This is a genomic window from Mucilaginibacter terrae, assembly GCF_031951985.1.
In the GTDB taxonomy this organism is placed as follows: Bacteria; Bacteroidota; Bacteroidia; order Sphingobacteriales; family Sphingobacteriaceae; genus Mucilaginibacter; species Mucilaginibacter terrae_A.
Window position 1 is genome coordinate 4,912,959 of the sequence record NZ_JAVLVU010000001.1, and the last position, 26,491, is coordinate 4,939,449.

Here is a 26,491-nt window from a genome sequence, read left to right on the forward strand (position 1 = left end):
AGTATGAAGTTACGGATAATTGGTTGAATATTTACAACTATAATTGATGCTTTGTTGCGGCTTTAAACAGGATTTGTTTTATAGAGATCAATGAAAAATATGTCATTTCGAACGATAGAGAGAAATCCTGTACGCCTTGCATTCGTATCGCACGTATAAGATTCCTCCTAAAGTCGGAATGACATAATTGATTTGAAGATTCACAATTCATCACTTAATAACTCAACATATCTCCAACAATTTTCCACTCGCCATTGAGCTTTTGCCAGGTGCGCACATAAAACCCGTTAGCCGCCTGCTTAACGCCTGCTTTGTTAATGATGTTAAGGGTAACCGTGCCGTAGGCATAAGCTAAATCGTTGCTTTGCGCCGTTTCGCCACTAACGAAGGTGTATTTGCATTCAGTAATTTTAGGATTGATGACCATAGTCAGGTTATCAGTTTTGTTCTTACCTGCTATTTTACCGGGGCGTAAGGCCCATGCGCTATCGGCCATATGTTTATGATAGGCAGCTTTGGCATCAGCATTACATGCTGTAATAAAAGAGTTTTCTAACTGATCAACAGTTATCAAGCTTTTGGCTGGCTTGCTTACCGGGCGTTTCGCCAGCGGCTTGCCATCGGTTAATTTAGCTTCCATTACGGCATCGGCGGGTCGGCGGCAGCCACCATCAAGCACAACTTTAAATTTACCTGCTGCGTTGCGTTTCCATACCGAGAAAAAGTAACTGTTAAACCCCCGTGCCGAATCGATATTAGGTTTATAAACGGCTGGCCCCATGGTAAAGCCCATATCACCAAATGCAGAAACAGCAGCATTTGCCGGATGCCATATCAGCGCTGCTTTCTTATTTTCAGCAGAGGCCTTCCAAAGGGTAAGGCCATCAACAGGTTTATTGTTATCAAAATTGATGCTTTTTTCATCCAGCGATAGCAGGAAAGCTTTTTTTACGCCCGAATCGGCAGCGAGTTTTACAAAGCCGTTTTCGGCCGCAATTAATTGGTTAAGATGTTTTTGTGATTGGGTTTGTGCCCATGCACTGGTACCCCCAATAAGTGCAATTATGAAAATAAGGTTAAGGTGTTTCATTAAATAAAGGCTTAGTATTAAAAGTTACGTAAATATAAACAATGTAAATACTAACGTATACGTTCAAATATATTTTGCCTTTAAAAATTACCGGATTTAACTTGGGGAAAAGCAATTCGTAATGAATTGGAAATAATTAAGCTATGAGTTAACTACTTTTTAAATGAAGCTTTTACCCCCTAAAGAGCATTGATAATTACCCCTTAGGGCAGCTACCGCAGCGTTTACCTTTCTTATACTTCTTACAGCACTTTTTGTAAACGCACTCGAGTTGAAAGCTAAAGTCTTTTAATATAAACTGATTAACAGTATATTGGGCTGGCTTATTTGTTTGCTCTTGTTCCATGGCACTTGTCGGGTACAAAAGTAGTTTATATTTATTCTAAATAAAAACACTGTTTAAAAATTATTAAAACCACCATGAATAAACTGTTTTGTACCATACTACTCAGCTTGGGCTCGTTTGCATGTTTTGCGCAGCAAATTACCGTTAAAAATGATGATGAGCACATCCATTACATGGGCCGGGTTGATGTAAGGACGGATAGTACGATGCTGTCATGGTCGGGCAATAGCGTAAAGATAAATTTTAATGGCACCGGCGTAAAAGCCATGCTTAAAGACCAAGCAGGACTTAATTACTACAACGTAATTGTTGACGGACAGGTAGCTCAAAAATTTAAAGCCGAAACACAAAAGCAGTGGTATACGCTGGCATCGGGCTTAACGGCGGGGCCGCACAGTTTGGAATTGTATAAACTATCGGAGTGGGCATTTGGGCAAACCTGGTTTTATGGTTTAAATTTAGATGAAGGCACGCAACTGTTAACCGCCCCTGAAACTAAGAAGCGTAAAATTGAGTTTTATGGCAACTCCATTACCTGTGGCTACGGCAACCTCGATACCACTAAACAGGATAGAGGAACATCGCCGTTTGAAGATAATTACCAAAGCTACGCAGCTATTACGGCCCGCCATTTTGATGCTGAATACAGCTGTATTGCCAAAAGCGGCATTGGAATTATGGTAAGCTGGTTTCCGCTCATTATGCCCGAAATGTATAACCGTTTAGATGCCAACGATTCAACCAGCAAATGGGATTTTAGCAAATATACGCCCGATGTGGTGGTGGTTAACCTCTTTCAAAACGACTCGTGGATTATTGCTCAAGCTAAGCATGAGCAATACAAAGCTCGTTTTGGTAACAAAGCACCTACTCCTGATGATATTATAAGTGTTTACCAGGCATTCATAAGTATCATCCGTTTAACCTATCCTAAAGCTCAAATTATTTGCGCCTTAGGCAGCATGGATGCCACCCGCGATGGTTCGGCATGGCCGGGATATGTGCGGCAGGCGGTTAAGAATTTGAAGGATAAGAACATCTATTCATTGATGTTTCCCTACAAAAACACGGGCGGTCACCCCAGCTTAAAAGAACATAAGGTAATGGCCGACCAGTTAATTGGCTTTATTGAGAAGAATGTAAAGTGGTAGTTTGAAGTGAGTGAGTGAGTGAGTGGAAAATAGTGAATTATCGGTAACCCAATCGTGTCATTTCGACGTTAGGAGAAATCTTTTCAAAGCGATTAGTTAACGATAGGAAAAGATTCTTGTCATTACTCGCACAGACAGGATTTAAATATCACTCAATTACCTTAACCCTTCGTCTTTTTACCTTTTAAAAGATTTTGCTCCACTCTGAATTTTACAATCCGGGTAATTAAATCTAAAGGCATTAGCTCGTTTATAGGAAACTGTATAGAGCCTTTACCGGTTTTATATTTCGATAGCTCTTCGGCAAACTCACTGTTACCAGTTGGCGTGGCATAAAAGCCAATGTGGTTGGCGTAGCCTGCAAAATGTACCAAATTGCCATTCAGCTTAAAGGTAGGCATGGCGTAACTAATGGCCTCGGTAGCCTCTGGAGCAGCTTTCTGAATAATCTCGCGCACCTGTTGCAATATAGCTTGCGTAGCCTTAGGGAAGGTGGCTAAATAGGCATCAATATCAGCGGGAGTTTCTGCTTTCATGATATATAATTTGTGGTTCTTATATCAAGCCTTTTACCTTTACCCTTTCAGCTTTCACCTTAAAGTCTATTTTTTTTGATAGATGAGGAAATGCTGCATGGGCAAGCCGTTTTTATCTTCAACAAAACTAAAGCCGTTGGCGGCAAGTTCTTTGGTAATTTGTTTTTCGGTGGTTTTGTGCAGTTCTTTAATGGGTACTTCAGGATCTTCTCCGCGGTACTCGAGCATTACAATTTTGCCGCCGGGTTTAAGTGATTTATATAATGCCTGGAGGTATTCCTGCGGAAATTCCAACTCGTGGTAAACGTCGACCATTAGGGCCAGGTCTACACTGCTGTTGGGTAGGTTAGGGGCTTTTTCTTCACCTTTTACCACTTCAACGTTTTTTTGTTTAAGTTCTTTACTCCGGAGTTTTAGGTAGTCTAATGCTTCATCTTGTAACTCGATTGCATAAACCTTACTTACCTTGGGTGATATACGAAAGGTGTAAAATCCGGTTCCGGCACCAATATCAGCTACTATGCTGTTTTTGTTAACTGGTAAATTTTCTACCGCCAGTTGTACGTTTTCTTCCTGGTTGCGGGTGTCGCGCTCAAGCCATCCGGCACCGCTAAAACCCATTACCTGGGCAATTTCGCGACCTTTGTAAACTTTGCCTATACCGTTTTTAGCCGGTTTTTTATAAGTGTAAACGGTATCTTTTTGCTGCGCCGCTTTTTGCTCGGTTTGATGCCTTGACGCGGGTTGCGTACAGCAGCAAAACAAAAAAACAGCAGGGAAGAGGTAAGTCCTTAAATTTAACATAGGTTGAGCGTGTGTTTACGTTAAAGCAAGGCTAATTTACCTTATTTGTTTTAATAAAGGCACATAAAATATGAAGTAAGCTATAAGTTGGCGGTTCTTATTTTGCGCCTTTATCATAATGGCTCATTTGTTTTACCAGCCAGTAGCTGGTGCCTCCCGCTACGCCCAGGCGTAACAGCGTGCTAAGTATTAGCATTATTGTACTGCACATCATTATTAATTGTTATTTACGACCAAAAGCCCTGGCTTTTGATCTGGTTTGAGTTGTATCCTTGTTTTTTTAACAGTTTGCGCAGCTCAACTACCATGGTGTTGTTGCCTACAATGTAAAAAAAAGTGTTTTGCAAGTTGTACGATTGCTGTAAAAGCCATTCGGTTAAGCTATGATGGCCATACACATCATTGCGGGCAATAGGCTGCAGCGGTGAGCGAAAATACTCTTTAAACTGATTGCGGTGCTCGGGGTTGCCCATAACCACCGCGCCCGAAAAACGGGTGCCAGGCAGGGTAAGTTGCTGCATGGCCAGTAAGTGGCCTATACTGCTTTCATCGCCCAGGCATATAACCGATGAGGTAGTACTGGGCATTTGGCGGGTTGAATTGGTACCCGCATAACTAACGGTATCGCCATTTTGCAATTGCTGTGCCCATTTACTGCCAGCTCCGTTATGCCCGGCATCAACATACAGGGTGCAAGTCTGAGTTTCGGCATCCCAGCCCGATGGGGTATAATCGCGATAGGTAAAATCGGCTACCTTGCATTTAATGTAGGGCACCTCATGCCAGCTATCCATAGTGGTTTGTGGCAGGTGCAGGTCAATTTCTATGATGGTTGATGGTTCCCACTTGCGTATATCAAGTACACGACCGGTTTTTAACAGGCGGCCTTCAATTAAGCCGGCTGCTTTTTTCTTTAAGCGTTGTAGAGTATGGCTTTGCATGGTAACTGTTGTTATTTAGTGTTACAAAGAAAGCCGGAAACCATTGCCCCTGAAATGGAACAATTGGGGTAGATATTGGATTATTTGCGGTAAGTGGCTTTAAACGCCAAAGGAGTTACTCCGCTGGTTTTTTTAAACAAGCGCGAAAAGTAAGTATGGTCATCATAGCCAACTTCATGTGCAATTTGCTTCACATTCAGGTTTGTGTGATATAAAAGGCGCTTAGCTTCGAGCATTACCTCGTTAATTATCCAGTAAGATACGGGCAAGCCTGTTGTATTTTTCAGGGCTTCGTTAAGGTACGACTCTGATATGTTAAGCATGGAGGCATAAGCCGCCGGCCGCTTTTGGGTTTTAAAGTTTTCATTCAGGATGTTTTTAAAATCCTGCATAATTTGCGAAGGCCTTTGTTGCTTTTTGCCCGTATTGTTCAACACCTCGTAGCCGCACGCAACCATGCCTATGAAAGAGTTAAGCAACGAGTGCATGATGTCTTTATAAAATACCGATTCGGTATTGTTGTTATAATGGTTGTGAATGAGTTTTAAGAGGGTGTGGCATTGCTGGTAATGCTTATCATCCAAGTTATAAGGCTGTTGCAGCAAAAGCTGGTTCTCAAATATCCGCCTGAAATCTTTAGGTACCAGCAGGGTATCTACGGCTAAAAACCAGCCCTCAATGTGTGAGTTATTTATTTTGTGGTGTACCTGGCCGGGTAGCATGTAGTAAATAGTTCGTCTTTTTAGTAAAACCTCCTCAAAATCTACCACAAGTGAGCCATGACCTTCTTCTACCATGAAAAATATGTAATGATCATCACGGTGAGCGCCCAATTTTTGTGCCTCTTGAAGGTACTTGCCGCCGTCAGATGTATGGCGTACCTCCACGCCAATTCCTGCACGTTCGCTAAGACGGTGTATGGGAATGTGTTTCATAAAAGAAAGCCATTGTTGGCTCTAACGTAGTGAGAAGAATTTTAAAAAAATGTCATTCCGAACGATAGTGAGTAATCTTATGTAAACGAAAGGCGTTAACGTACAGGATTTTTTGTTATCACTCGAAACAACAAAATGGTTTATTTATTTCAAACAAAACAGCCCTCCGTTTTGGGGAGGGCTATTTTGTTTATGCTGTGTAACCTAATATTTTCAACACTTGTTTACTGTTCTGTTCCTCGCCAAACACCTCAAAATTGAAGGTCTCATCGCGGTTGCGGCGTACAAGCACATGCTTGGGCGATGGCAGCAGGCAGTGGTGTATACCACCGTAACCGCTCAATACCTCCTGGTATGCCCCGGTATGAAAAAAGCCCAAATATTGCACCTTACGGGTTTTAGGCATATACACACTGTTCATGTGAGCTTCCTGGTTGTAGTAATCCTGGCCGTCACAGGTAATACCGCCTAAATTCACGCGTTCGTACTCAGAATCCCAGTTATTAATGGGCAACAAAATGTATTTTTGGTTAAGTGCCCAAACATCGGGCAGGTTGGTAATAAACGAACCATCCAGCATCAGCCACTTTTCGCGATCGTTTTGCTGTTTACGGCCCAATACCTTGTATAAAATGCCCGAAGCCTCGGCGCAGGTGTATTTACCAAATTCGGTAATAATATCCGGTTCTTCTACATCGTGCTCGGCGCAAATCTCTTTAATACGGCTCACGATCTCGTTGATCATGTATTCGTAATCAAAATCAAAAACCAGCGAATCTTTAAACGGCATGCCACCGCCAATATCCAGGGTATCCAGGTCAGGATTGATCTTTTTGAATTTGCAATACAGCGTAACGTAGCGCTCTAACTCATTCCAATAATAAGGCGTATCTGATATACCCGAGTTAATAAAGAAATGCAGCAGCTTTACGCGGAAGTTAGGATTTTTTTCGATCTTGTTATAATAAAGATCGATCACATCCTCCATGCGGATACCTAAACGCGAGGTATAAAACTGCGAATCGGGCTGCTCCTCAGATGCTATGCGGATGCCCAGGTTACAAGGGGTATCCAGCTCAATTTCATCATCATAAATATTGAACTCTTCCTTGTTATCAAGCACCGGGATGATATTGCTGAAACCATCGTGCAGCATATCAACAATGTACTGCTTGTACTGGTAGGTTTTAAAACCGTTACAAATTACCGTAATGTCTTTGCTTACCACACCTTTTTTCTCCAATGCATCAATCATCGGCATATCAAAAGCCGACGATGTTTCGAGGTGAATATCGTTGCGTAAAGCCTCTTCAACCACGTGTTTAAAGTGCGAACTTTTGGTGCAGTAGCAGTATTTATAGCTGCCACGGTAATTGTTTTTGATGATGGCCTGCTGAAACATCAGTTTTGCCTGCTGAATCTTCTTAGAAATAATTGGCACATAGGTAAACCTTAACGGCGTACCATAGGTCTCAATCATTTCCATCAGGTTCAGGTCATGAAAGTATAACTCATCATCTATGATCTCGAAGCCCTCTTGTGGGAAACCCACGCTCAGGTCCAGAAACTCCTGGTAACTTTGCATTCTTTATAACGTAGTTTTAAATTTTGGCAAAAATGAATTTTTTTTAGCTAAATCAGGCGTAAAAACTCATACAAAATTATCGCTTCAATGTAATTTGTAACGCGGGGTTAGTTTATTGGTTATTAGGATATTGGATTATAGGTTTAGTTATTAAGTTGTTGTACTGTTTTACTTGTTTAAAAACGCCTTTAGCCTAAATAAGTTTTGAGGTGTTTATACCGTAGTTGCGTTGCACCATTATCAGGTGTGGGCCATGCTTTTAACAGCAAGCGCTAACTGCAGTTTATTTCCCCAGGCAATTATTCAAATAACTGGTATACTCACCTATAAAATCATTTCGTTGCCCTTGGTAATCTGCCAGGTTTTTAAAATTGGAAAGTTCGGGTTTCAGGTTATTAAAGTAGAAATAAACAATGGTATTATTCCCCGGAAACATCACAAATGTGCCTAATGTACTACCGCTTTCAATGCTATTGCGGCTTAGGCCGTATATTTTAAAGCCGTTATAATTTAATTCTATTAAATCTTTAGTTTCCATGGTAATGCTGTTTGCATTAAGATAGCGCAAGTGGGCAAGCAGGTTACGTTTATCGGTTTCGTAATTTTGTGCGGTTGATGTTTCAACTTTGAGATTTACAAATGGAACATTTTTGCTGTTGTAATACAGTATACGGTAGCCATCAACCATGGTTAATATAACCTCGCCGTCTTGAGTATTCAATTTGTAGTTATGGTCGGCCTCTGCCGGGAAGCGGTCGGCGCTATTCATTTTTAAATTGCCAGTTTTTTTAAAGGAGATATAGCAATTGTTTACCTGAGCAGACGCGTTAAAGTTAATGCCCAACAAAAAAGTCAAAGTAAATAAATATACTAAGCGTTTCATTGATCGTGTTAAATAATGGTTCAATATAACGAAATACTGAAATAACTAAGCCTAACCCAATAATTACAGCCCCTTCCTCATCTTACTAAAAAACTCGGGCGTAACACCAATGTATGATGCTATTTGCTTTTGCGGCAAATGATAAATAAGGGTAGGGTAGCGTTTACAAAAACGGTCGTAACGCTCGGCGGCGGGCAGGCTTAGGTTATCAATAAGGCGCTGCTGGTAGGCTACCAGCGATTTTTCGGCCAGTATACGGAACACACGTTCAAATTTTGGCACCTGCTGGTACAAATCTTCCTGGCTGCTTTTAGGGAGCATCAAAATTTCGGTATCTTCTAATGCCTCAATGTTTAGGTTGCCGGGCTGGTGGGTGAGCAGGCTGTACATATCGGCCATCCACCAATCGCGTGGGGCAAAACTGAGCACATGTTCATAGCCATTATTATCAACCGTGTAACCGCGCAAACAACCTGATATTACAAAGGCCGAATGGCGGCAAATATCACCGCTGGCTACCCAATGCTGCTTGCGTTTAAGTTGTTTGGGTTGCAGCATGGCCGTAAAAATATTTTTTTCGGCAGGGGTAAGGTTAACGTGTTTACCAACGTTGTTTAAAATCAGGGCTAAGGGCTCGTCCATCGGCATAAAAGTAAAATTATTTTTATAAAGCAGAAAAACGCCACTTTTTAAGGTTTATCACAATTAGGTGTATGATTTACACTTTGTAATGAAACCAATTCATTAACTATTAGTTAGATTTGGGTGCAAACCACAACAACTATATGAACAACAGGATATTATTGGTAGACGATGATAAACTTACACTTAATATAACCACCATTATATTGCGTAAAAAAGGCTACGAGGTTGAAACCCGCGAATATGCCAACGGGGTTTTAGAACAAATTGAAGATTTTAAACCCAACCTTATCATACTGGATGCCAAGCTACCTGATGGGGATGGACGCGATATTTGCAGACACATTAAACTATCGCCACATTTACAGCATATTGTAGTACTTATGTGCTCGGGCTTAATGGATATTATGGAGGCCTATAACCAGCAGGGCCCGCCTGATGGAATATTATCCAAACCCTTCGATATGCTGCAATTCATTAATTTAATTGGTAACAAATTGCCCCTGGCAGCCTAACTTTAGAGCCACGGGTTATATGTAAGGTAATTATTACAATACGGTAAAGGGCATTTTACGGTTAAGCCATACGCAGAGGCTATATTTGCACCGTACACACTACCTCCTATGAAATATTTAGTTTACATCAGTACGGCAAGTCATTTGCTGAACGAAGATGAGTTGTTGGAAATTCTCCAAACCAGCCGTAAAAACAACGAAGAAAATAACCTTACCGGTATGCTGTTATATGGCGAAGGTGTATTTATACAGGTACTGGAAGGTGAGGAAGACGCACTGGCTAAAACTTACCATTCTATTGAGCGTGACGATAGGCATCGCAGCATTCTTAAAATGACCGAAGGCACCATTACCGAACGTAATTTTCCTGATTGGCGTATGGGCTTTAAAAGCACTAATGCTGATGATCTGGCTACTTTTGATACTTATATCAATCCGCGTACGCCAGGCTTTTTAGGCCACGAAAAATCGAACGCAGTTATTGGAATGCTGAAAACCTTTGCCAATAACAACCGCATGTCAGTATAATATTGTAAACAGAAGGATAGGAGAGCGAAAGCGTACTGCCCAGAGGTGAAGCTATGAAAAATGATCAGGGCTTTGCGGCTTATTGATCCATGTTCCTTGCTTCAAATCCCTCACCCCTCAATTACAAAAATCACTATCTTTACGGCCGCATGAACAAAACCGTAACGCCGTACCAAAACCAGCAGGCAACCAAAAAAGAGCAGGTAGCCGATATGTTTAACAACATATCAAAAACCTACGATTTTTTAAATCATTTTATGTCGCTGGGTATTGATATTGTTTGGCGTAAAATAGCTATAAACGAGCTTAAATCTCTTAAGCCAAAACGTATATTGGATGTGGCCACCGGCACCGGCGATTTTGCCTTCGAAGCCCTGTCTATCCTTAATCCCGATAAAATCATAGGTGTTGATATTTCGGCCGGAATGCTCGAAATTGCAAAGCAAAAGATTGCTAAACGCAAACTGAGCGATAAGTTTGAGGTGCGCCTGGGCGATTCGGAAAAGCTGTCTTTTGAGGCCGATGAATTTGACGCCCTTACCGTAGCATATGGGGTGCGTAACTTTGAAAATCTTGAAGTTGGCCTGGCCGATATGCGCCGTGTGCTAAAACCCGGTGGAAAAGCGGTAGTGCTGGAGTTTTCAAAACCTAAGGCGTTTCCGGTTAAGCAATTGTATAACTTTTACTTTAAATACATTACACCGGGCATAGGCCGGATATTTTCAAAAGACGCGCGGGCTTACTCTTACCTTCCTGAGTCGGTTGCGGCATTTCCCGATGGTAAAGATTTTGTAAAGCTGATGGAGAAAGTAGGCTTTAAAAACACGAAGAACAGACCTTTGCTTTTCGGCATTTGTTCGGTATATACAGGTGTAAAATAAATGCGCATCAAAAAAGCCATATTATTATCGGTTATGCTGCTTTTAAGCCATGCAGGCTTTGCACAGGTGCAGGCCTGGGGCGGCGGTGCCGATGAAAATTTGGTGAGTTTTGGTTTTAGTTTTCAGTACCTGCTGCAGGATTATAAAATTGTAAGGCAGGATAGCTGGCGTACACCCATACGCGATCCCGAAAACGGCAAGGATTTAACCAGTCCCATTACCCAAATAAGTTCAAGACCTTCGCCTGGCTTTACCGTGGGCTTTATAACCCGCTATCGTGTTGCCGAACACCTGGAACTACGTACCACCCCGGCGCTCGTTTTTGCCGACCGCGAAATAAACTACGAGTTTGAAAAAAAATCGGACGCATTAAACCGGCAAATACAAACCACTTCTATTGATTTGCCATTGTTGCTCAAATTACGGTCAGACAGGTTGAAAAACTTTCGTGCTTATTTGCTTGGCGGGGTAAAATACTCGTTGGCCGTAAGTAAAGGCAAAGTTGACGAAAATGCCGCCCCTTTGCAGCAAAACATTCTCAACAAGCGGGGTATAGGCTCATATGAATTTGGCATCGGCTGCGATATTTATTTCGAATACTTTAAAATGTCGCCCGAAATTAAAGTGGCCAATTCCTTTAACAGCGTATTAGCAGGCAATGTGCCGCTAAGCCAACCACTCAGCAAGCTGTTTTTACATAGCATTATGTTTAGCCTGCACTTTGAGTAGCAAAGCGTGATGTTTGGAGCGAAGAGCGAGGGAGAATTCTAATTAAATCTTTTTTCCGCTCCAAACACCCCGCTCTCTGTTAATATTCATTCAACTGTTCACCAATGGTTTGAATTTCTTCGGCACTAAAACCGGCATCATCATTGGCAGCCCATGTGTACAGGGTGTCTTTATAAATGCTGATCGAAAAATCATCGGTAGTAATGTCGTAATAAGTTTTTTCGCCCTCAACATGGGGGTGTACCGTAGCCTCAATTAGCCTGCTGTTTATTGATAATGTTATTCCAAAATCTTCCATAATTAGTAGGTTAACAAAAAAACAGTTGTTATGGTTGTGTTAAATTTGACAATATCGTGATTTTTTTTACCTACCTTACAGCCAAATTATAAACATTATAAATAAGCATGGCTTTTATTGATACAGTGTTAGAGCAACCCTCTTACGGGTGGACAGACGGGAATGGGGAATTATCAAAACCAACTACGGGCCAAATATTTAAAGAGTTTTTTAAACGCCTTAACGTATTCAGAGATAAAAAAAACTGGTTGTCTTTTACCAGTTGGATGATGATTGTTGGCCTGGCCATACCGCTATGCTTCTTCATCTTTAAATTTTTTAGTTTTTCGTTACTATTCATTGCGTTCGCTTACAGCATGATCGTTATGGGTTCGCATGGTACAGTTTGGTATCACCGTTATTGTACACACCGTGCTTATAAATTCCGTAACCCGGTTTGGCGCTTTATTACGCAAAACATCACCCTCAAAATTATACCCGAAGAAATTTACGTGATTTCGCATCACGTGCATCATGCCAAGTCTGACCAGCCAGGCGACCCATACAATGCACAAGGCGGATTTCTATATTGCTTTTTGGCCGATGTTAATCATCAGCCCATTGCCCGCAATATGGATGAGAAAGCCTACGGCCGTTGCGTAAAGCTAATGGGGCACACTGGTCAGGTATCAAACAGTTATGCGATGTACCAAAAATGGGGAACATTAGCTAACCCGTTGCGCACCATTGGCGGCATTTTGCTAAACTGGGGTTTTTGGTACTTCGTGTTTTTTATGATAGGAGGGCATGCACTAGCTTGTACCATATTTGGAGCAGCCGGCTTTTGGGCCGTGGGTGTACGTACTTTTAATTACGAAGGCCATGGCAAAGGTGAAGACAAACGCCGCGAAGGAACGGATTACAATAAGGCAGATATGTCTGTAAACCAGCTTTGGCCGGGCTATGTAGCCGGCGAATGGCATAATAACCACCACTTATATCCTAAAAGCGCCCGTTCGGGGTTTTTGCCTCACCAGTTAGATTTGGCGTGGTGCTACATTAAGCTTTTAAATTTAATGGGCGGTGTGACTGAATACCATGACTCTAAAAAGAAATTTTTAAAAGATTATTACAAGCCGCACCAGGAAACGAAAGTTTTGGCCAAACCATTGATATTAGAAACTGTAAAATAAAACAAAAAGACCTGCTCGAAAAGCAGGTCTTTTTGTTTGTTATGAAGTTTATTCAACTAAATCAAACTAATCAGTCCGTTATGCTGAAATAAATTCAGCATGACTTTAAGGGTATTACATTATACCCGGTGGTATAACCTTACCCATTGCAATAGTTTTTCCTCTACGTTAGTATCCAGTACAGTGGTTAAACGCCATACCCAGTTGTTTTTAACTGATGATGGGTTGTTCATTCTTGCTGTTTCATCTAACCCAATTACATCCTGTAGTGGCAGTATGGCTATTTTAGCGGTAGAAGAGTAAGCCTGGCGCGCTAATACGTCATGAATGTTTTTTGCCTTAACCGACTGGCCGGTATACTGCTCAATTTGCTTTTTGGTGCTTTTGTTTACATCCTGGTTAAACCAGCCTACCGTGGTATTATTATCATGTGTACCAGTATATACCAGGTAGTTTTCTGCGTAATTGTGCGGTATGTATAATGATGCGGCCACATCATCGCCAAAGGCAAACTGGAGTATTTTCATCCCCGGTAATTCAAATTCATCCCGCAGGTTAAATACAGGTTCGTCTATCTCGCCCAAGTCCTCGGCCACAAACGGTAGCTTACCTAATGCCTGTTTAATGGAGATAAAAAAGTTGCGGCCCGGGCCGGGTTTCCATTTACCGTTTTTAGCGGTTTCATCACCTGCGGGCACTTCCCAGTAGGCCGAAAATGCACGGAAGTGATCTAACCTGATCAGTTCAAACAATTGCATGTTCTTGCGTAGGCGTTTAATCCACCAATCGTAACCCCGGGCTTTCATAGCATCCCAGCGGTAAACCGGCATGCTCCAAAGCTGCCCATCGGCATTAAAATAATCAGGAGGTACACCTGCAACCCCAAGCATTTGTCCCTCAGTATTTAAGCTAAAGCTATCAGGGTTAGCCCATACATCAACCGAATCATGACTTACATAGAACGGAATATCGCCAAAGAGGGTGATGTTTTGTTGTTGGCAGTAGGCTTTCAAATCGGCCCATTGGCGTTCAAAAATAAACTGCTGCCATTTGAGTTCAGTAATTTCGGCTTCGTGCTGTGTGGCAAAACGCTTTATAGCTGGTGCTTTACGCTGGCGGTATTCAGCAGGCCATTCGTACCAGGGTTCGTTGTTATTGTTTTGTTTTAAGGCCATGTAAATGGCAAAATCATCCAGCCAATACGCCTCTTGTTGCTTAAATTGTTCAAATTGATTACTGAGTAATTTGAACTCTCCGCTGGTAAAATTCTGATAAGCCCGGCTTAATAACTGGTTTTTAATATGCTGAGCTTCGGTGTAATTAACCTTAGCATTCACCGGCAACTGGAAACCTTTAATATCGTCTGCACTAAGCAATCCGGCTTCAACCAATAGCGCCGGACTAATCAATAACGTATTACCCGCCATGCTGCTTACCGAGCTGTATGGCGAAAACTGTTGCTCGGCACCCGTTGGGTTCAAGGGTAATAACTGCCAGTATTTTTGTCCCGAGCGGCTTAACGAATCGGCAAAGTTGTAAGCCTCCGGTCCTAAATCGCCCACACCAAAAGGAGATGGTAAAGATGTAATGTGCATCAATATACCCGCACCCCGATTACTTTCGGGAGATTGCATTTTGAGCAGAGCCAGCGGCAACTCTTTAAATACATCTTTTATACGGATGCTGTTTTCGTTGGTCTTGCCGGTAGTGCCGGTAAATATGTTTTGCCACTCGGCGGGTGCTTCGGGTGGTAATATAACCCTTGTATTGCGCCATTTAAGCTCGTTGTCGGCACGGTCCTGGTCGCGGCAAAGCTCGGCTAAGTTTACCGGAGCAATGGTAATGTACCACTGCTGCTGATAACGACGCGCGTACGCAATAATATAATCATCATAAGCACCTTTTACTTTTAGCGGGATGTAACTGCCGTTGGCAAATACCCCGGCCTGTTCGCGCCGTTGAGCAAATAGCTTGTGGGTGATGAATTGTTTAATAGCTCCATTGTAACGGGTTTCCCATAAATTATTGAGCAATGCCGAAGTATTATCCGCTCTTTCAAACTCCTCTAAAAAGCTATTTCGTAAATCGTAATTAACCGGGCGGCGGTTATCAGGATCAACTAAACTTAAATCCCAAAGTTCGGTTCCCTGGTAAACATCCGGCACACCCGGACTGGTAAATTTAATCAACACCTGCGCCAAAGAGTTCACAATACCATAATCGGCAATTTTTTGTTGAAACGCCAAGAATAAAGGCCAAAACTCACCATCCTGATCTAATAACGCTGTGGCAAAATTTAAGGTAGCTTTTTCATACTCTTCATCAGGATGCGCCCAATTGGAGTTAGTTTTAGCCTCGCGCAGGGCCTTGGTGAGGTACTCTTTTAAGCGCTCGGCAAAATTATCATCAGGTTCGCCGGGCATAGGGTAAGCACCCACCAGGGTTTGATAAATAAAGTATTCATCATTGGGGTCTGGCGCTTCGCTTGTTTTTAAGTCAGCGTTTACTTCCTGCCACTGTTTTACCGTTTTAAGCCAGGTTTTAGATAGATCGGTAAGTGCGTTCAGGCGCGCGCGTACATCCTCGCCCCGTTTAGTATCATGGGTTGATGTGCCGTTTATAGCCACCGGCCATTGCTTTTGCCGCTGCTTCATGAGTTTGTGAAACTCTTTAACTCCAATGCCAAATGCCTCTGGTGCATCGCCCACCTCGTTGTGCCCAATAAAGCGGTTGTAGGTGTACATAAGTGTATCTTCAACGCCTTTAGCCATCAAAGGGCCGCTAAACTGCATCAGGCGCTGGTAAAACTGCACAGCGCGCTGATTATAATCGGCGCTGCCCAGCTTTGGTTTTTCCAGCAATACAATTTCCAGCAGGTTAAGTGCTGGTCGTAATTCTTTATTCTCCTGTTTAGCTTGTTTAAATATTGCTTTTACGGCATCATATTCGGCATTTTGTAAGGGTAGCTGATTGCCATAATATCGGTACACCGGGCATAATATCAAAAGCTGGGCAATAGCTTTCTTGATCAGGTCGGTATCCAGGCCCGATAATATTTTCTTATCAGTTAGGCGGAGCTTTTTAAACAGTTGGTATAGGTTTTCCAACTCACCGCCCATATGATCGAACAGGATGGCTGCTTTTTTCTGTTTGATCTGTTCGCTTATCGGCTGCTCACTGTCAACCAGATCTTCGTAAAAAGCAGTGAAGCGTTTTTTTGCTGCGGGATTGGTAAACAGGTTGTTTAATATGGCCAAATAATCATACCCCGATGTGCCTTGTAAAGGCCATTCGGTGGGCAGTTCCTCGCCATGCTCCAGTATTTTTTCGGCAACAATGTAGGTTTCTTCTCCTGCCAGTTGGCGCAGGCGCTCGAGGTATTGGCTTGGGTCGTATAACCCATCAATATGATCGATGCGTAAGCCTTGAAAAACACCCGCTTGTACCTGGTGCTTAATAAACTGGTGAAAATGATCAAATACCGCTTTGTCCTGGATATTAAGGCATATTAATCCGTTTACGGTAAAGAAGCGGCGGAAATTTATGCTTTGGTCAGTTTCCTGCCAGTTACATAAACGGTAAGCCTGGTTGTTAGCCAGTTGGGTAAGCTGCTCTTTGTTTTGATTAATTTGATTGAGGCACTGCTCAAAATGTTGTTTAAAATCGTCTTCGTTGAGGGCCTTAATCAGCTTTTGTTTAATGCCCTGCCATTTAATGGCGTAAGTGCCCACATCAGTTGTAGGTAATGTATTGATGCTTTTAACCAGGCTTTGCACCTGTTTTAATTCGGCGTTATCAATGGCCTGTAATACACTAATGTATGAAGCCGCACTTAACGGATACCAGCTTTCGGCATATTGAAGCACTAAGCCTTGTTGCTGTTCGTAAGCTAATATTAATTCATTATTGGCTATTGCCTTTGCTAAGTTGCTACCTAAAAACGGAACCATTAAAGGCTCGTCTTTAAATAAGGCGCTCGACCATGTGGCATCAAAAAACGTTGCGTATAACGATAACTTGCCTTTCTCCAGCACATCCATTAACCACGGGTTGTGGTGATGAAAGCCCATGTGGTTAGGCACAATATCCTGCAGCCAGCCTATGTTGTCTTTTTGCAGTTTGGCGCTAATGGCTTTCAGTTGCTTTTCGGTGCCAATTTCGGGGTTTATGTGGTGCGGATTAACACCATCATATCCATGCGTACTACCCGGAACTGCCTCAAAAACCGGCGAAGCGTAAATAGTACTTACGCCTAATTTTTGCAGGTAGGGAATAATGCGCTCAAAATCATCGAACGTAAAGGTGGAGTTAAACTGAAGACGATAGGTAGCAACAGGGTTATTCATTAACGTATATTAAAAACGATTGGGGTTGAAGTTGAACACTTTTGCCGCCGTCAACCTTTTGGGCAGATGCCTGCGGTCCATTCCATTTTACATCTGCCGAATCAAATTGTTTGTTCCAGGACTGCGACGTAGCGGGTAAATATAATGTTTGTATGTTAACAGAAAAGTTCATGAGCACAATAGCTTGCTGCTCGCAGCTTTTTCTACTTAATATCAGCGTGTTTTGCTGCTCATCGGCCTGGGCAAAAGTTTGTTTACGGTTAAGCTGATGCAGGGCGGGCAGGGCTTTTCGTAACGCGATCAACTCACTGTAAAAATCAAGCATCAGCTTGTGCTTGCCTTGTGCTGGCAAAGCCCATTGTAATTTGGAATTGTTGAACGTTTCCTCGGTCATAGGGTCGGGAGCCTCGCCCTGCGCGTGGAAAGCTGCAAACTCTGCTTTACGGCCTTGGCGTACAGCTTCGGCCAGTTCAGGGTCGGTATGGCTTACAAAGTACATGAAACGGTTAGCCTCGGCCCATTCTTCGCCCATAAATAGCATGGGTAAAAAAGGTGCAGTAAGAACAGCCCCGGCCATGAGTTTTTGCATCTCGAAGCTGAACAACTCGCTGCTGCGCTCGCCCAGCATACGGTTTCCAACCTGGTCGTGGTTTTGCGAAAAAACAATAAATTGTTCACCCGTATTATCAACGGCCTTACTGCCAAAATGCTTATCACGATGTGGCGAATATTGGCCATCGTACACATAGGCATCATTGTAGGCTTTAGCCAAATGACTGATGCCTTCAAAGTCGCTGTAATAGGCTGTTTTTTCGCCGCCTGCGGTAACCCTTAAAGCATGATTAAACTCATCGATCCACTGGCTGTCCATCCCATAGCCACCCTGAGCAGGTGGATTGATATAGCGCACATCATTCAAGTCGCATTCCACAATAAGATAATGCGGCTTACTGGTTTCTTTTGAGAGTTCATCTACCCGGCCTTTAATTTCGGCCAGTAAATGCACCGGACTAAAGTCTTTAATGGCATGCACCGCATCCATACGCAAGGCATCAACATGAAAATCGCGGAACCACATCAGTACATTTTCTATAAAATAATGCCTCACGGCATCGCTGCCTGCATCGTCAAAATTGAGGGCTTTACCCCAGGGGGTGTTGTACTTATCGGTAAAGTAAGGGCCGTACTCGTTAAAATAATTTCCTTCGGGTCCTAAGTGATTGTACACCACATCTAATATTACGGCTATACCCTTAGCATGGCAGGCATCAACCAACTTTTGTAAGCCTTTTGCGCCATCATATGAGTTTTGAACTGCGTACGGAAACACACCATCGTAACCCCAGTTACGCTCGCCCGGAAACTGTGCCACAGGCATAATCTCAATAGCGTTTATGCCAAGGCTCACCAGGTGATCGAGTTTTTCTTCGATACCTTCAAAGGTGCCGGCATCACTAAACGTGCCGGTATGCAGCTCGTAAATAATATAATCCTGCAAAACGGGGTTTTGCCAGTTGGCATCGCTCCATTTAAACGCGTTTAAATTTACTACTGCCGATGCACCATGCACACCATCAGGTTGGCTTAATGATGCAGGGTCGGGCAGGGCATCTTTGTCATCCAGCATGAATTTGTAATGGCTGCCTTCCAGCAATTTATCGGTAGTAAGCTGCCAGTAGCCATAGGCAGCTTTCTCCAAAGGCAAAATATCGCCTTTGGATTCAAGCTTCACAGCCGCCGATTTTGCCAAGGGGGCCCAAAGGCACACTTCTGCTTCAGCGCCGTTAATAGTTACGCCAGGGCGTTTATACGGTTGCTTCAACATTGCTTTGGTCATAAATTACCGGGTGATGCAAAACCACTATGGAGCGCCCGTTAACCGTAATGTTCGATTCGGCCTCGTACGTGTCCTCGTCTTCAACAGTATGGTTGGTGGTGTCAATAATTTTAGTCCAGTTTTTGGCATACAGGCTGCCCGGAAGTTTGTACTCCACAGGTTCCCAGTGGGCGTTGAAAATCACGTAAAAACCATCGTCAATTAAGGCCTCGCCAACTTCGTTGCGGGTGCGCAGGCCACGGCCATTAATAAACACAGCCAATGATTTGGCAAAATCATTATTCCAGTGGTCGTCGCTTAGTTGTTCACCTTCCGGCAAAAACCAGGCAATATCTTCCACCCCTTTAATAGGGGTGCCCCTAAACCAGCGTTTGCGGGCAAATGCCGGGTGTTTACGACGGAAATGTATCATCTGGCTGGTAAATTCGATCAATTCCTGGTCAGCATTTTCCCAATCCAACCATGAAATTTCGTTATCCTGGCAGTATGCGTTATTGTTACCTTGTTGGGTGCGGCTCATTTCATCGCCGGCAACCAGCATAGGTACCCCTTGCGATAAAAACAGCGTGGTTATAAAATTACGTTTCTGTTGTTCGCGTATCTGATTGATCGTTTCATCATCGGTAGGGCCTTCGGCACCGTAATTATTCGAACGATTGTGGCTTTCGCCGTCGTTATTATCCTCGCCGTTGGCATCGTTGTGCTTTTCGTTGTAGCTCACCAAATCGTTAAGGGTAAACCCATCGTGTGCGGTCACAAAGTTTATACTGGCTGTGGGGTTTCTAAAGTCATCCTTATATAAGTCGGCGCTGCCGGTAAACCTCGATGCAAACTCGGCAAGGGTACTATGTTCGCCGCGCCAGTAATCGCGCACACAATCGCGGTATTTACCGTTCCACTCGCCCCAGCCCTGCGGGAACTTGCCAACCTGATAGCCTCCCTCACCAATATCCCAGGGCTCGGCAATTAGCTTAACCTGCGATATGATAGGGTCCTGGTGAATAATATCGAAGAACGCACTCAAACGGTTTACCTCATGCAGCTCACGCGCTAAGGTTGATGCCAGGTCGAACCTGAAACCGTCAACGTGCATCTCGGTGATCCAGTAGCGCAGGCTATCCATAATTAAACGCAATACATTGGGCAGGTAGGCGTTAAGCGTATTGCCCGTGCCGGTGTAGTCCATGTAGTAACGTTTATCTTCGGTAAGGCGGTAGTAGCCCTCATTGTCAATACCTTTAAAAGAAAGGGTAGGACCTAACTCGTTACCTTCGGCGGTGTGATTGTAAACCACATCGAGTATAACCTCAATGCCTGCCTTGTGTAACTCTTTTACCATTTGCTTAAACTCGGTAACCTGCTCGCCCTGACGGCCGCTGCTGGCGTAGCGTACATCGGGGGCAAAGTAGCCAATAGTATTGTAGCCCCAGTAATTGGTCAATCCCTGCTCTACCAAATGGCGGTCGGCCACAAATTGATGTACCGGCATCAGTTCAATGGCGGTAATGCCAAGTTTTTTTAAATATTCAATGGTAACCGGATGGCCCAAGGCTGCGTAGCTGCCACGAATTTCTTCAGGAATATCGGGGTGAAGCTTGGTAAAGCCTTTAACATGCGTTTCGTATATAATAGTGCTGTGATATGGGGTAGCAGGCGGGCAATCACCTTCCCAATCAAACTTCGAACTAACCACAACGCTTTTTGGGATGAAGGGTGCGCTATCGGTTTCACTAAAACTTAAATCTTTTTCATCGCTATATACATCATAGGCAAAAAGCGAATCGTGCCAGTCAATTGTACCAGATAACGCTTTGGCGTATGGGTCGATGAGTAATTTATTGGCGTTAAAGCGCAAACCATTTTGCGGCTCATACGGGCCATGTATACGGTAGCCATATAATTGTCCCGGTTTTAAATGCGGGATATAGGCATGCCATATATGGTGCGAGTGTTCGGTAAAATTAATTTTCAGGTACTCCACTTCATCTTGCGGAGTTTTAAATAAGCACAGCTCCACTTTGGTAGCGTTGCTGGCATATATAGCAAAGTTTACACCTTTACTGTCGGGCGTTGCGCCAAGGGGATAAGGTTTACCCGGGAAGCTGTTAATTTTCATACACCCAATTAATGTTTTTACGCAAAAAATGTTTGGGCTATATTGATAAATAACTATTAATTTATAGATTAAAAATTGTTTTATTAGTATAGAAATGCATTAATTTTAAACATAGAGAGCCATTCTTAAATCTCAACCCTGTCTCAATTCATATATACTTGATGGTAATTAAAAGACAGTAATTGTATTTCGATAAAAATTTGGTGTGTTTTTTTTACACTAACTATTGCATCATAACAAAATCAAAGTATATTTGACAATCGATTGCAAAGATTGAAAACGCCCTATTTTAGGTATGGCCTTATACTCAACTTTAAATCGCTGGTCCTCGAGCTTAAATTATAAACAAACGCATGTTATTATTAGGTATTGATATAGGTACATCATCGGTAAAGGTGTCGGTGGTTGATGCTGCATCGCAAAAAGCTTTGGCATCGGCCCAATACCCCGATACCGAATCGCCCATTATATCGTTAAAGTTAGGTTGGGCCGAGCAAGACCCCGAAATGTGGTGGGAGCAGGCCCAGCAGGCTATTAAAATGTGCCATGCCACGGGTAAGTATAATCCGCAGGATATTGCCGCCGTTGGAATAGCCTACCAAATGCACGGCTTGGTATTGGTTGATAAAAATCAGCAAGTATTACGCAACAGTATTATTTGGTGTGATAGCCGCGCCGTAGAATATGGCGACAAAGCTTTTGAAGCCATAGGTGAGGAGCGAAGCCTGTCGCATCTGTTAAACTCGCCCGGAAATTTTACCGCAGCCAAGTTAGCCTGGGTAAAACAAAACGAGCCAGAGCTTTACGAAAAGATCGATAAAATTATGCTGCCCGGCGATTTTATTGCCATGAAGCTAACTGGTGCAATTACCACATCGGTATCGGCCTTATCCGAAGGGGTGTTCTATGATTTTAAGGAAGAATGCCTGTCTAAAGACGTAATGAAATTCTTTGGGTTTGATGAGCAGGTAATCCCTGATGTGAAACCCTTGTTTTCATCACATGGCGAATTGAAAGCTGACATAGCTGCACAACTGCAGTTAAAAGCAGGTATACCCGTGGCTTACAAGGCGGGCGATCAGCCTAACAATGCGCTCTCGTTAAACGTACTTAACCCCGGCGAAGTGGCCGCTACGGCAGGTACTTCGGGTGTAATATATGGCGTGAGCGATCAATTGACCTACGACCCGCAATCGCGCGTGAATACTTTTGCTCATGTGAACTACAGCCAGGTAAGGCAACGTTTGGGTGTACTTTTATGCATAAACGGAACGGGCAGCCTTAACCGCTGGGCTAAAAACCTATTCGGCTCTAACATTGGTTATGCCGACATGAACAATTTGGCTAAACAGGCTCCTGAAGGTAGCAGCGGCTTGCGCATTTTGCCTTTTGGTAACGGTGCCGAGCGCATGCTGAACAACAAACTGGTTGGGGTACATTTTCATCATATAGATCTTAACCTGCACGAGCGTTCGCACATTTTCCGTGCGGTGCAGGAGGGTATAGCCTGTGCGTTCCGTTATGGGTTAGATATTATGCGCAGTAACGATATGAACCCTACGGTTATACGTGCGGGCAAAGCCAACTTGTTCCTGAGCGATTTATTTGCCGAAACCTTTGTAAACGTAACCGGCGTACCCGTTGAACTTTACAATAACGATGGCAGCGTGGGTGCGGCCTTGGGTGCCGGTATTGGCGCAGGGGTATTTGCATCGCCGGCCGAAGCGTTTAAAGGCATGGAAAAACTACAGGTGATAGAGCCAAACCCAAACAGCAATATTGAAGAGGTGTACCAAGAGTGGAAGGTGTTACTTGACAAGCAGCTTATTGCAGAAACCGCCATTGAAGAAGAAGTTGGAAAATAGAATACAGAGCTAATAAACAGGTTCAATAAATTATAAATTAACACAATCGATTAAATAGATTCAAAATTCGATATCCGAAATCAAAAAACTTATGAGCATATTAACAGGAGACAGAGAGTATTTTAAAGGCATAGGCCAAATTAAATTTGAAGGCCCGGAGAGTGATAACCCGTTAGCTTACCGTTGGTACGATGAAAACCGTGTGGTAGCCGGAAAAACCTTGAAAGAACATTTAAAGTTTGCCGTTTCTTACTGGCATTCTTTTAATGGTAATGGCAGCGATCCGTTTGGCGGCGCAACCCACAATTTTGCCTGGGATGAGAAAGCCGACGCCGTTGAACGTGCTAAAGATAAAATGGATGCCGCGTTTGAGTTTTTTACCAAACTGGGCTTACCTTACTATTGTTTTCATGATGTTGACGTAGTTGATTACGGTAACGACATTAACGAAAACGACCGCCGTTTACAGGCTTTGGTTGATTATGCTAAAGAAAAACAAGCAGCCAGCGGTGTTAAACTTTTATGGGGAACCGCTAACCTGTTTTCGCACAAGCGTTACATGAACGGTGCTTCAACCAATCCCGATTTTCACGTTTTAGCACATGGTGCAGCGCAAGTTAAAGCTGCTTTGGATGCTACTATTGCCTTAGGTGGCGAAAACTATGTATTCTGGGGCGGTCGCGAAGGTTACATGAGTTTGCTGAATACCGACATGAAACGCGAGCAGGAGCATTTGGCTAAGTTTTTACATGCATCAAAAGATTATGCCCGCAGAAACGGTTTTACCGGTACGTTCTTCATCGAGCCAAAACCATGTGAGCCAAGCAAGCACCAGTATGATTATGATGCGGCTACCGTATTAGGCTTCTTACAAAAATACGATCTGCTGAACGATTTTAAATTGAACCTTGAGGTGAACCATGCCACCTTGGCCGGGCACACTTTTGCCCACGAAATGCAGGTAGCTGCCGATGCCGGATTATTGGGTTCGTTAGATGCCAACCGCGGCGATTATCAAAATGGCTGGGATACCGACCAGTTCCCGAATGATATTACCGAAGTTACCGAGTATATGATGGTATTATTGCAAGCCGGCGGTTTGCAAGGTGGTGGTATTAACTTTGACGCAAAGATACGCCGTAACTCAACCGACCCGGCCGATTTGTTCTACGCACACGTTGGCGGAGCCGATATTTTTGCCCGTGCGTTAATAATTGCCGACAATATTTTGCAAAAATCTGATTACAAAAAGATCCGCGCCGAGCGTTATTCATCGTTTGATGCGGGAAAAGGCAAAGAGTTTGAAGAGGGAAAATTAACGTTGGAAGACCTGAGAGCCTATGCAATCGATAACGGCGAACCTGCCACTATTAGTGGAAAACAGGAGTACCTCGAAAATTTGATTAACAGGTTTATTTAAGTATACTTGTTGCCAGTTAAAACCAAAACCAAGTATATATTAAAAAATGAAAGAGTTAATCGCAGGAGATTGGATCGTATTCGCAGTCTACTTTGTTATTGTGGCCGTTTATGGCTTATGGGTGTATCGTCGCAAACGCAATGCCGACGCTACCTCTAAAGATTATTTCTTAGCCGAAGGCTCGTTAACCTGGTGGGCAATAGGTTCATCGCTAATTGCTTCCAATATTTCGGCAGAGCAGTTCGTTGCCATGAGTGGTAACGGCTTTACCATGGGCTTGGCCGTATCGGCCTACGAGTGGATGGCAGCCATTACCCTGGTAATTGTGGCCATATTCTTTATTCCGGTTTACTTACGGAATAAAATTTTTACCATGCCGCAGTTCCTGCACCAACGTTACAATAGCACCGTTGCCATGATTATGGCGGTATTTTGGTTGCTACTTTACGTAATAGTTAACCTTACCTCAATTTTATACCTGGGTGCTATTGCCGTTAACGGTATCTCCGGAATTAACTTTACGGTTTGTTTAATTGGTTTGGCTTTTTTTGCCGTCATAATCACCTTAGGTGGTATGAAGGTAATTGGTTTTACCGATGTTATCCAGGTATTCTTTTTGATACTGGGCGGTTTGGTAACTACCTATATTGCTGTTAGCCTTGTGGCCGAACACAGTGGTTCAACAGGCGTATTAAATGGATTGAAGATCATGAGCGAAAAGGCTAACGATCACTTCCATATGATATTGAAGAAAGATAACCCAAGCTTTATTGATTTACCTGGCTTAACCGTATTGTTAGGTGGTATGTGGATAGTAAACTTAAACTACTGGGGCTGTAACCAATACATTACACAGCGTGCTTTAGGTGCAAATCTTAAAACCGCCCGTAACGGTATCTTGTTCGCCGCATTTTTAAAGTTAATGATGCCTTTGATCGTGGTATTGCCTGGTATCGCAGCTTATGTTTTGTATAAAGACAATGTGTTTGATGCAGGTGACCACGCAAGATTAGCTGAAAATGCCGATAACGCTTATCCAATTTTATTAAACCTGCTTCCTGCCGGCTTTAAAGGGCTTTCGTTTGCTGCGTTAACTGCTGCAGTGGTTGCATCATTGGCAGGTAAGGCTAACAGTATTGCCACTATCTTTACTTTAGACATCTTTAAAAAGTTAAAACCCGAAACTCCTGATTATAAACTGGTATCGGTAGGTAAAATTACCGTAGTAGTAGCTATGATATTAGGTGTGGTTATCTCTCCGTTTTTAGGTATCGATAAAAAAGGCGGTTTTACCTTTATTCAGGAATACACAGGCTTTGTATCTCCGGGTATCTTTGCCATGTTTATTTTGGGCTTCTTCTGGAAAAAAGCAACTTCAAATGCAGCCTTGTTTGCTACGATCGGGGGCTTTATTTTCTCGGTAATATTCAAGTTCCTGCCTAAATATGTTGATTTATCATTCCTGTACTCAAGCGGTTTTGCAGTAATTGGTAAAGACAGCCACAGATACGAAATCCCATTCCTTGACCGTATGGGCTTTGTATTCATCATCTGTATTATTGGTATGTGGATCATCAGTACTATCGAAAACGCCCGTGGTGTTAAAACCAATGGTTTGGATGTAGATACCAGCATGTTCAAAACATCAAAATCTTTTGCTATAGGTTCATTACTAATTGTAGGTATACTGGTAGCATTATATTCTTTACTTTGGTAATAAACAAAATGTAGATCTTTAATATGAAAGCGGCAGCCCATAAGGTTGCCGCTTTTTTATTGGCCTTATTTGAGGCTGACTTATCGATTAGTCCTTATTAAATTGTATTTTAAGTGTCATGAAGAAACATAGCGTGATTAATGTTGTAACTAAT

Annotated in this window: 21 protein-coding genes; 9 read left to right on the top strand and 12 right to left on the bottom strand. The window is 43.0% G+C overall.

Annotated elements, in window-relative coordinates; all coding sequences use genetic code 11:
- Positions 1-214: 214 nt before the first annotated feature.
- A complete protein-coding gene (locus QE417_RS21195; protein ID WP_311953434.1) occupies positions 215-1,090 on the bottom strand; it encodes a DUF4440 domain-containing protein in 876 nt (291 codons plus the stop codon).
- A 420-nt stretch (positions 1,091-1,510) separates the two neighbouring features.
- On the opposite strand from QE417_RS21195, the gene QE417_RS21200 reads away from it, so the two are divergent.
- A complete protein-coding gene (locus tag QE417_RS21200) occupies positions 1,511-2,587 on the top strand; it encodes an SGNH/GDSL hydrolase family protein (RefSeq protein ID WP_311953437.1) in 1,077 nt (358 codons plus the stop codon).
- 161 nt (positions 2,588-2,748) lie between these two features.
- Here the strand turns inward: QE417_RS21200 and QE417_RS21205 are convergent, their stop codons facing one another.
- The 7 genes from QE417_RS21205 to QE417_RS21235 form a co-directional block, all read right to left on the bottom strand.
- Positions 2,749-3,123, bottom strand: a complete 375-nt coding sequence (locus QE417_RS21205) for an iron chaperone (protein WP_311953439.1) — start codon at positions 3,121-3,123, stop codon at positions 2,749-2,751.
- 66 nt (positions 3,124-3,189) lie between these two features.
- Positions 3,190-3,927 carry a class I SAM-dependent methyltransferase gene (locus tag QE417_RS21210; protein WP_311953441.1) on the bottom strand — a complete coding sequence of 246 codons (738 nt, stop codon included), beginning with the start codon at positions 3,925-3,927 and terminating at the stop codon, positions 3,190-3,192.
- A gap of 227 nt (positions 3,928-4,154) precedes the next feature.
- Positions 4,155-4,868, bottom strand: a complete 714-nt coding sequence (locus tag QE417_RS21215) for an SIP domain-containing protein (protein ID WP_311953444.1) — start codon at positions 4,866-4,868, stop codon at positions 4,155-4,157.
- Between the two features lie 80 nt (positions 4,869-4,948).
- Positions 4,949-5,803, bottom strand: a complete 855-nt coding sequence (locus QE417_RS21220; RefSeq protein ID WP_311953446.1) for an AraC family transcriptional regulator — start codon at positions 5,801-5,803, stop codon at positions 4,949-4,951.
- 190 nt (positions 5,804-5,993) lie between these two features.
- Positions 5,994-7,388 carry an arginine decarboxylase gene (locus QE417_RS21225; RefSeq protein WP_311953448.1) on the bottom strand — a complete coding sequence of 465 codons (1,395 nt, stop codon included), beginning with the start codon at positions 7,386-7,388 and terminating at the stop codon, positions 5,994-5,996.
- Positions 7,389-7,671: 283 nt separating this feature from the next.
- Positions 7,672-8,271 (bottom strand): hypothetical protein, encoded by a 600-nt coding sequence (locus QE417_RS21230; protein ID WP_311953451.1) that lies wholly within the window; start codon positions 8,269-8,271, stop codon positions 7,672-7,674.
- Positions 8,272-8,334: 63 nt separating this feature from the next.
- Entirely contained in the window at positions 8,335-8,913 is a 579-nt protein-coding gene (locus QE417_RS21235; protein ID WP_311953454.1) for a Crp/Fnr family transcriptional regulator, read from the bottom strand.
- A 143-nt stretch (positions 8,914-9,056) separates the two neighbouring features.
- On the opposite strand from QE417_RS21235, the gene QE417_RS21240 reads away from it, so the two are divergent.
- The 4 genes from QE417_RS21240 to porT all read left to right on the top strand — a co-directional run bounded on the left by QE417_RS21240 (position 9,057) and on the right by porT (position 11,566).
- On the top strand, positions 9,057-9,428 hold the full coding sequence (locus tag QE417_RS21240) for a response regulator (protein ID WP_311953457.1): 372 nt from the start codon (positions 9,057-9,059) through the stop codon (positions 9,426-9,428).
- Positions 9,429-9,536: 108 nt separating this feature from the next.
- On the top strand, positions 9,537-9,956 hold the full coding sequence (locus QE417_RS21245) for a BLUF domain-containing protein (protein ID WP_311953459.1): 420 nt from the start codon (positions 9,537-9,539) through the stop codon (positions 9,954-9,956).
- Positions 9,957-10,105: 149 nt separating this feature from the next.
- Positions 10,106-10,837 (top strand): bifunctional demethylmenaquinone methyltransferase/2-methoxy-6-polyprenyl-1,4-benzoquinol methylase UbiE, encoded by a 732-nt coding sequence (gene ubiE / locus QE417_RS21250; protein ID WP_311953461.1) that lies wholly within the window; start codon positions 10,106-10,108, stop codon positions 10,835-10,837.
- Complete coding sequence (gene porT / locus QE417_RS21255; RefSeq protein ID WP_311953464.1) at positions 10,838-11,566, top strand: type IX secretion/gliding motility protein PorT/SprT; 729 nt, start codon at positions 10,838-10,840, stop codon at positions 11,564-11,566.
- Positions 11,567-11,645: 79 nt separating this feature from the next.
- Here porT and QE417_RS21260 read toward each other — a convergent pair whose 3' ends face one another.
- Entirely contained in the window at positions 11,646-11,864 is a 219-nt protein-coding gene (locus tag QE417_RS21260) for a hypothetical protein (protein WP_311953466.1), read from the bottom strand.
- A gap of 107 nt (positions 11,865-11,971) precedes the next feature.
- Here QE417_RS21260 and QE417_RS21265 point away from each other — a divergent pair, with 107 nt between their 5' ends.
- Positions 11,972-13,036: a fatty acid desaturase gene (locus QE417_RS21265; protein ID WP_311953470.1), complete on the top strand. Its 1,065-nt coding sequence runs from the start codon at positions 11,972-11,974 to the stop codon at positions 13,034-13,036.
- Between the two features lie 119 nt (positions 13,037-13,155).
- Here QE417_RS21265 and treY read toward each other — a convergent pair whose 3' ends face one another.
- The 3 genes from treY to glgX are packed head-to-tail and all read right to left on the bottom strand — an operon-like array spanning position 13,156 to position 21,335.
- The gene (gene treY / locus QE417_RS21270) at positions 13,156-17,382 is read right to left on the bottom strand and encodes a malto-oligosyltrehalose synthase (RefSeq protein WP_311953472.1); all 4,227 of its coding nucleotides are present in this window, start codon (positions 17,380-17,382) and stop codon (positions 13,156-13,158) included.
- The gene (treZ, locus tag QE417_RS21275; protein WP_311953475.1) at positions 17,375-19,207 is read right to left on the bottom strand and encodes a malto-oligosyltrehalose trehalohydrolase; all 1,833 of its coding nucleotides are present in this window, start codon (positions 19,205-19,207) and stop codon (positions 17,375-17,377) included. The genes treY and treZ overlap by 8 nt, the downstream gene beginning before the upstream one ends.
- Entirely contained in the window at positions 19,188-21,335 is a 2,148-nt protein-coding gene (glgX, locus tag QE417_RS21280) for a glycogen debranching protein GlgX (RefSeq protein ID WP_311953477.1), read from the bottom strand. The genes treZ and glgX overlap by 20 nt, the downstream gene beginning before the upstream one ends.
- A 353-nt stretch (positions 21,336-21,688) precedes the next feature.
- Here glgX and QE417_RS21285 point away from each other — a divergent pair, with 353 nt between their 5' ends.
- The 3 genes from QE417_RS21285 to QE417_RS21295 all read left to right on the top strand — a co-directional run bounded on the left by QE417_RS21285 (position 21,689) and on the right by QE417_RS21295 (position 26,337).
- Entirely contained in the window at positions 21,689-23,200 is a 1,512-nt protein-coding gene (locus QE417_RS21285) for a xylulokinase (protein WP_311953480.1), read from the top strand.
- A gap of 91 nt (positions 23,201-23,291) precedes the next feature.
- The gene (gene xylA, locus QE417_RS21290) at positions 23,292-24,620 is read left to right on the top strand and encodes a xylose isomerase (protein ID WP_311953484.1); all 1,329 of its coding nucleotides are present in this window, start codon (positions 23,292-23,294) and stop codon (positions 24,618-24,620) included.
- 46 nt (positions 24,621-24,666) lie between these two features.
- A complete protein-coding gene (locus QE417_RS21295; RefSeq protein WP_311953487.1) occupies positions 24,667-26,337 on the top strand; it encodes a sodium:solute symporter family transporter in 1,671 nt (556 codons plus the stop codon).
- Positions 26,338-26,491 lie beyond the last annotated feature (154 nt).

What these genes read in the sequence shown, in the direction of transcription:
- QE417_RS21295 (WP_311953487.1), top strand. Translation starts at nt 24,667, where the DNA reads ATGAAAGAGTTAATCGCAGGAGATTGGATCGTATTCGCAGTCTACTTT.
- QE417_RS21240 (WP_311953457.1), top strand. Translation starts at nt 9,057, where the DNA reads ATGAACAACAGGATATTATTGGTAGACGATGATAAACTTACACTTAAT.
- QE417_RS21210 (WP_311953441.1), bottom strand. Translation starts at nt 3,927, where the DNA reads ATGTTAAATTTAAGGACTTACCTCTTCCCTGCTGTTTTTTTGTTTTGC.
- QE417_RS21230 (WP_311953451.1), bottom strand. Translation starts at nt 8,271, where the DNA reads ATGAAACGCTTAGTATATTTATTTACTTTGACTTTTTTGTTGGGCATT.
- QE417_RS21245 (WP_311953459.1), top strand. Translation starts at nt 9,537, where the DNA reads ATGAAATATTTAGTTTACATCAGTACGGCAAGTCATTTGCTGAACGAA.
- QE417_RS21225 (WP_311953448.1), bottom strand. Translation starts at nt 7,388, where the DNA reads ATGCAAAGTTACCAGGAGTTTCTGGACCTGAGCGTGGGTTTCCCACAA.
- glgX (WP_311953477.1), bottom strand. Translation starts at nt 21,335, where the DNA reads ATGAAAATTAACAGCTTCCCGGGTAAACCTTATCCCCTTGGCGCAACG.
- QE417_RS21215 (WP_311953444.1), bottom strand. Translation starts at nt 4,868, where the DNA reads ATGCAAAGCCATACTCTACAACGCTTAAAGAAAAAAGCAGCCGGCTTA.
- porT (WP_311953464.1), top strand. Translation starts at nt 10,838, where the DNA reads ATGCGCATCAAAAAAGCCATATTATTATCGGTTATGCTGCTTTTAAGC.
- treY (WP_311953472.1), bottom strand. Translation starts at nt 17,382, where the DNA reads ATGAATAACCCTGTTGCTACCTATCGTCTTCAGTTTAACTCCACCTTT.
- QE417_RS21205 (WP_311953439.1), bottom strand. Translation starts at nt 3,123, where the DNA reads ATGAAAGCAGAAACTCCCGCTGATATTGATGCCTATTTAGCCACCTTC.
- QE417_RS21285 (WP_311953480.1), top strand. Translation starts at nt 21,689, where the DNA reads ATGTTATTATTAGGTATTGATATAGGTACATCATCGGTAAAGGTGTCG.
- QE417_RS21200 (WP_311953437.1), top strand. Translation starts at nt 1,511, where the DNA reads ATGAATAAACTGTTTTGTACCATACTACTCAGCTTGGGCTCGTTTGCA.
- QE417_RS21265 (WP_311953470.1), top strand. Translation starts at nt 11,972, where the DNA reads ATGGCTTTTATTGATACAGTGTTAGAGCAACCCTCTTACGGGTGGACA.
- ubiE (WP_311953461.1), top strand. Translation starts at nt 10,106, where the DNA reads ATGAACAAAACCGTAACGCCGTACCAAAACCAGCAGGCAACCAAAAAA.
- QE417_RS21235 (WP_311953454.1), bottom strand. Translation starts at nt 8,913, where the DNA reads ATGGACGAGCCCTTAGCCCTGATTTTAAACAACGTTGGTAAACACGTT.
- QE417_RS21220 (WP_311953446.1), bottom strand. Translation starts at nt 5,803, where the DNA reads ATGAAACACATTCCCATACACCGTCTTAGCGAACGTGCAGGAATTGGC.
- QE417_RS21260 (WP_311953466.1), bottom strand. Translation starts at nt 11,864, where the DNA reads ATGGAAGATTTTGGAATAACATTATCAATAAACAGCAGGCTAATTGAG.
- xylA (WP_311953484.1), top strand. Translation starts at nt 23,292, where the DNA reads ATGAGCATATTAACAGGAGACAGAGAGTATTTTAAAGGCATAGGCCAA.
- QE417_RS21195 (WP_311953434.1), bottom strand. Translation starts at nt 1,090, where the DNA reads ATGAAACACCTTAACCTTATTTTCATAATTGCACTTATTGGGGGTACC.
- treZ (WP_311953475.1), bottom strand. Translation starts at nt 19,207, where the DNA reads ATGTTGAAGCAACCGTATAAACGCCCTGGCGTAACTATTAACGGCGCT.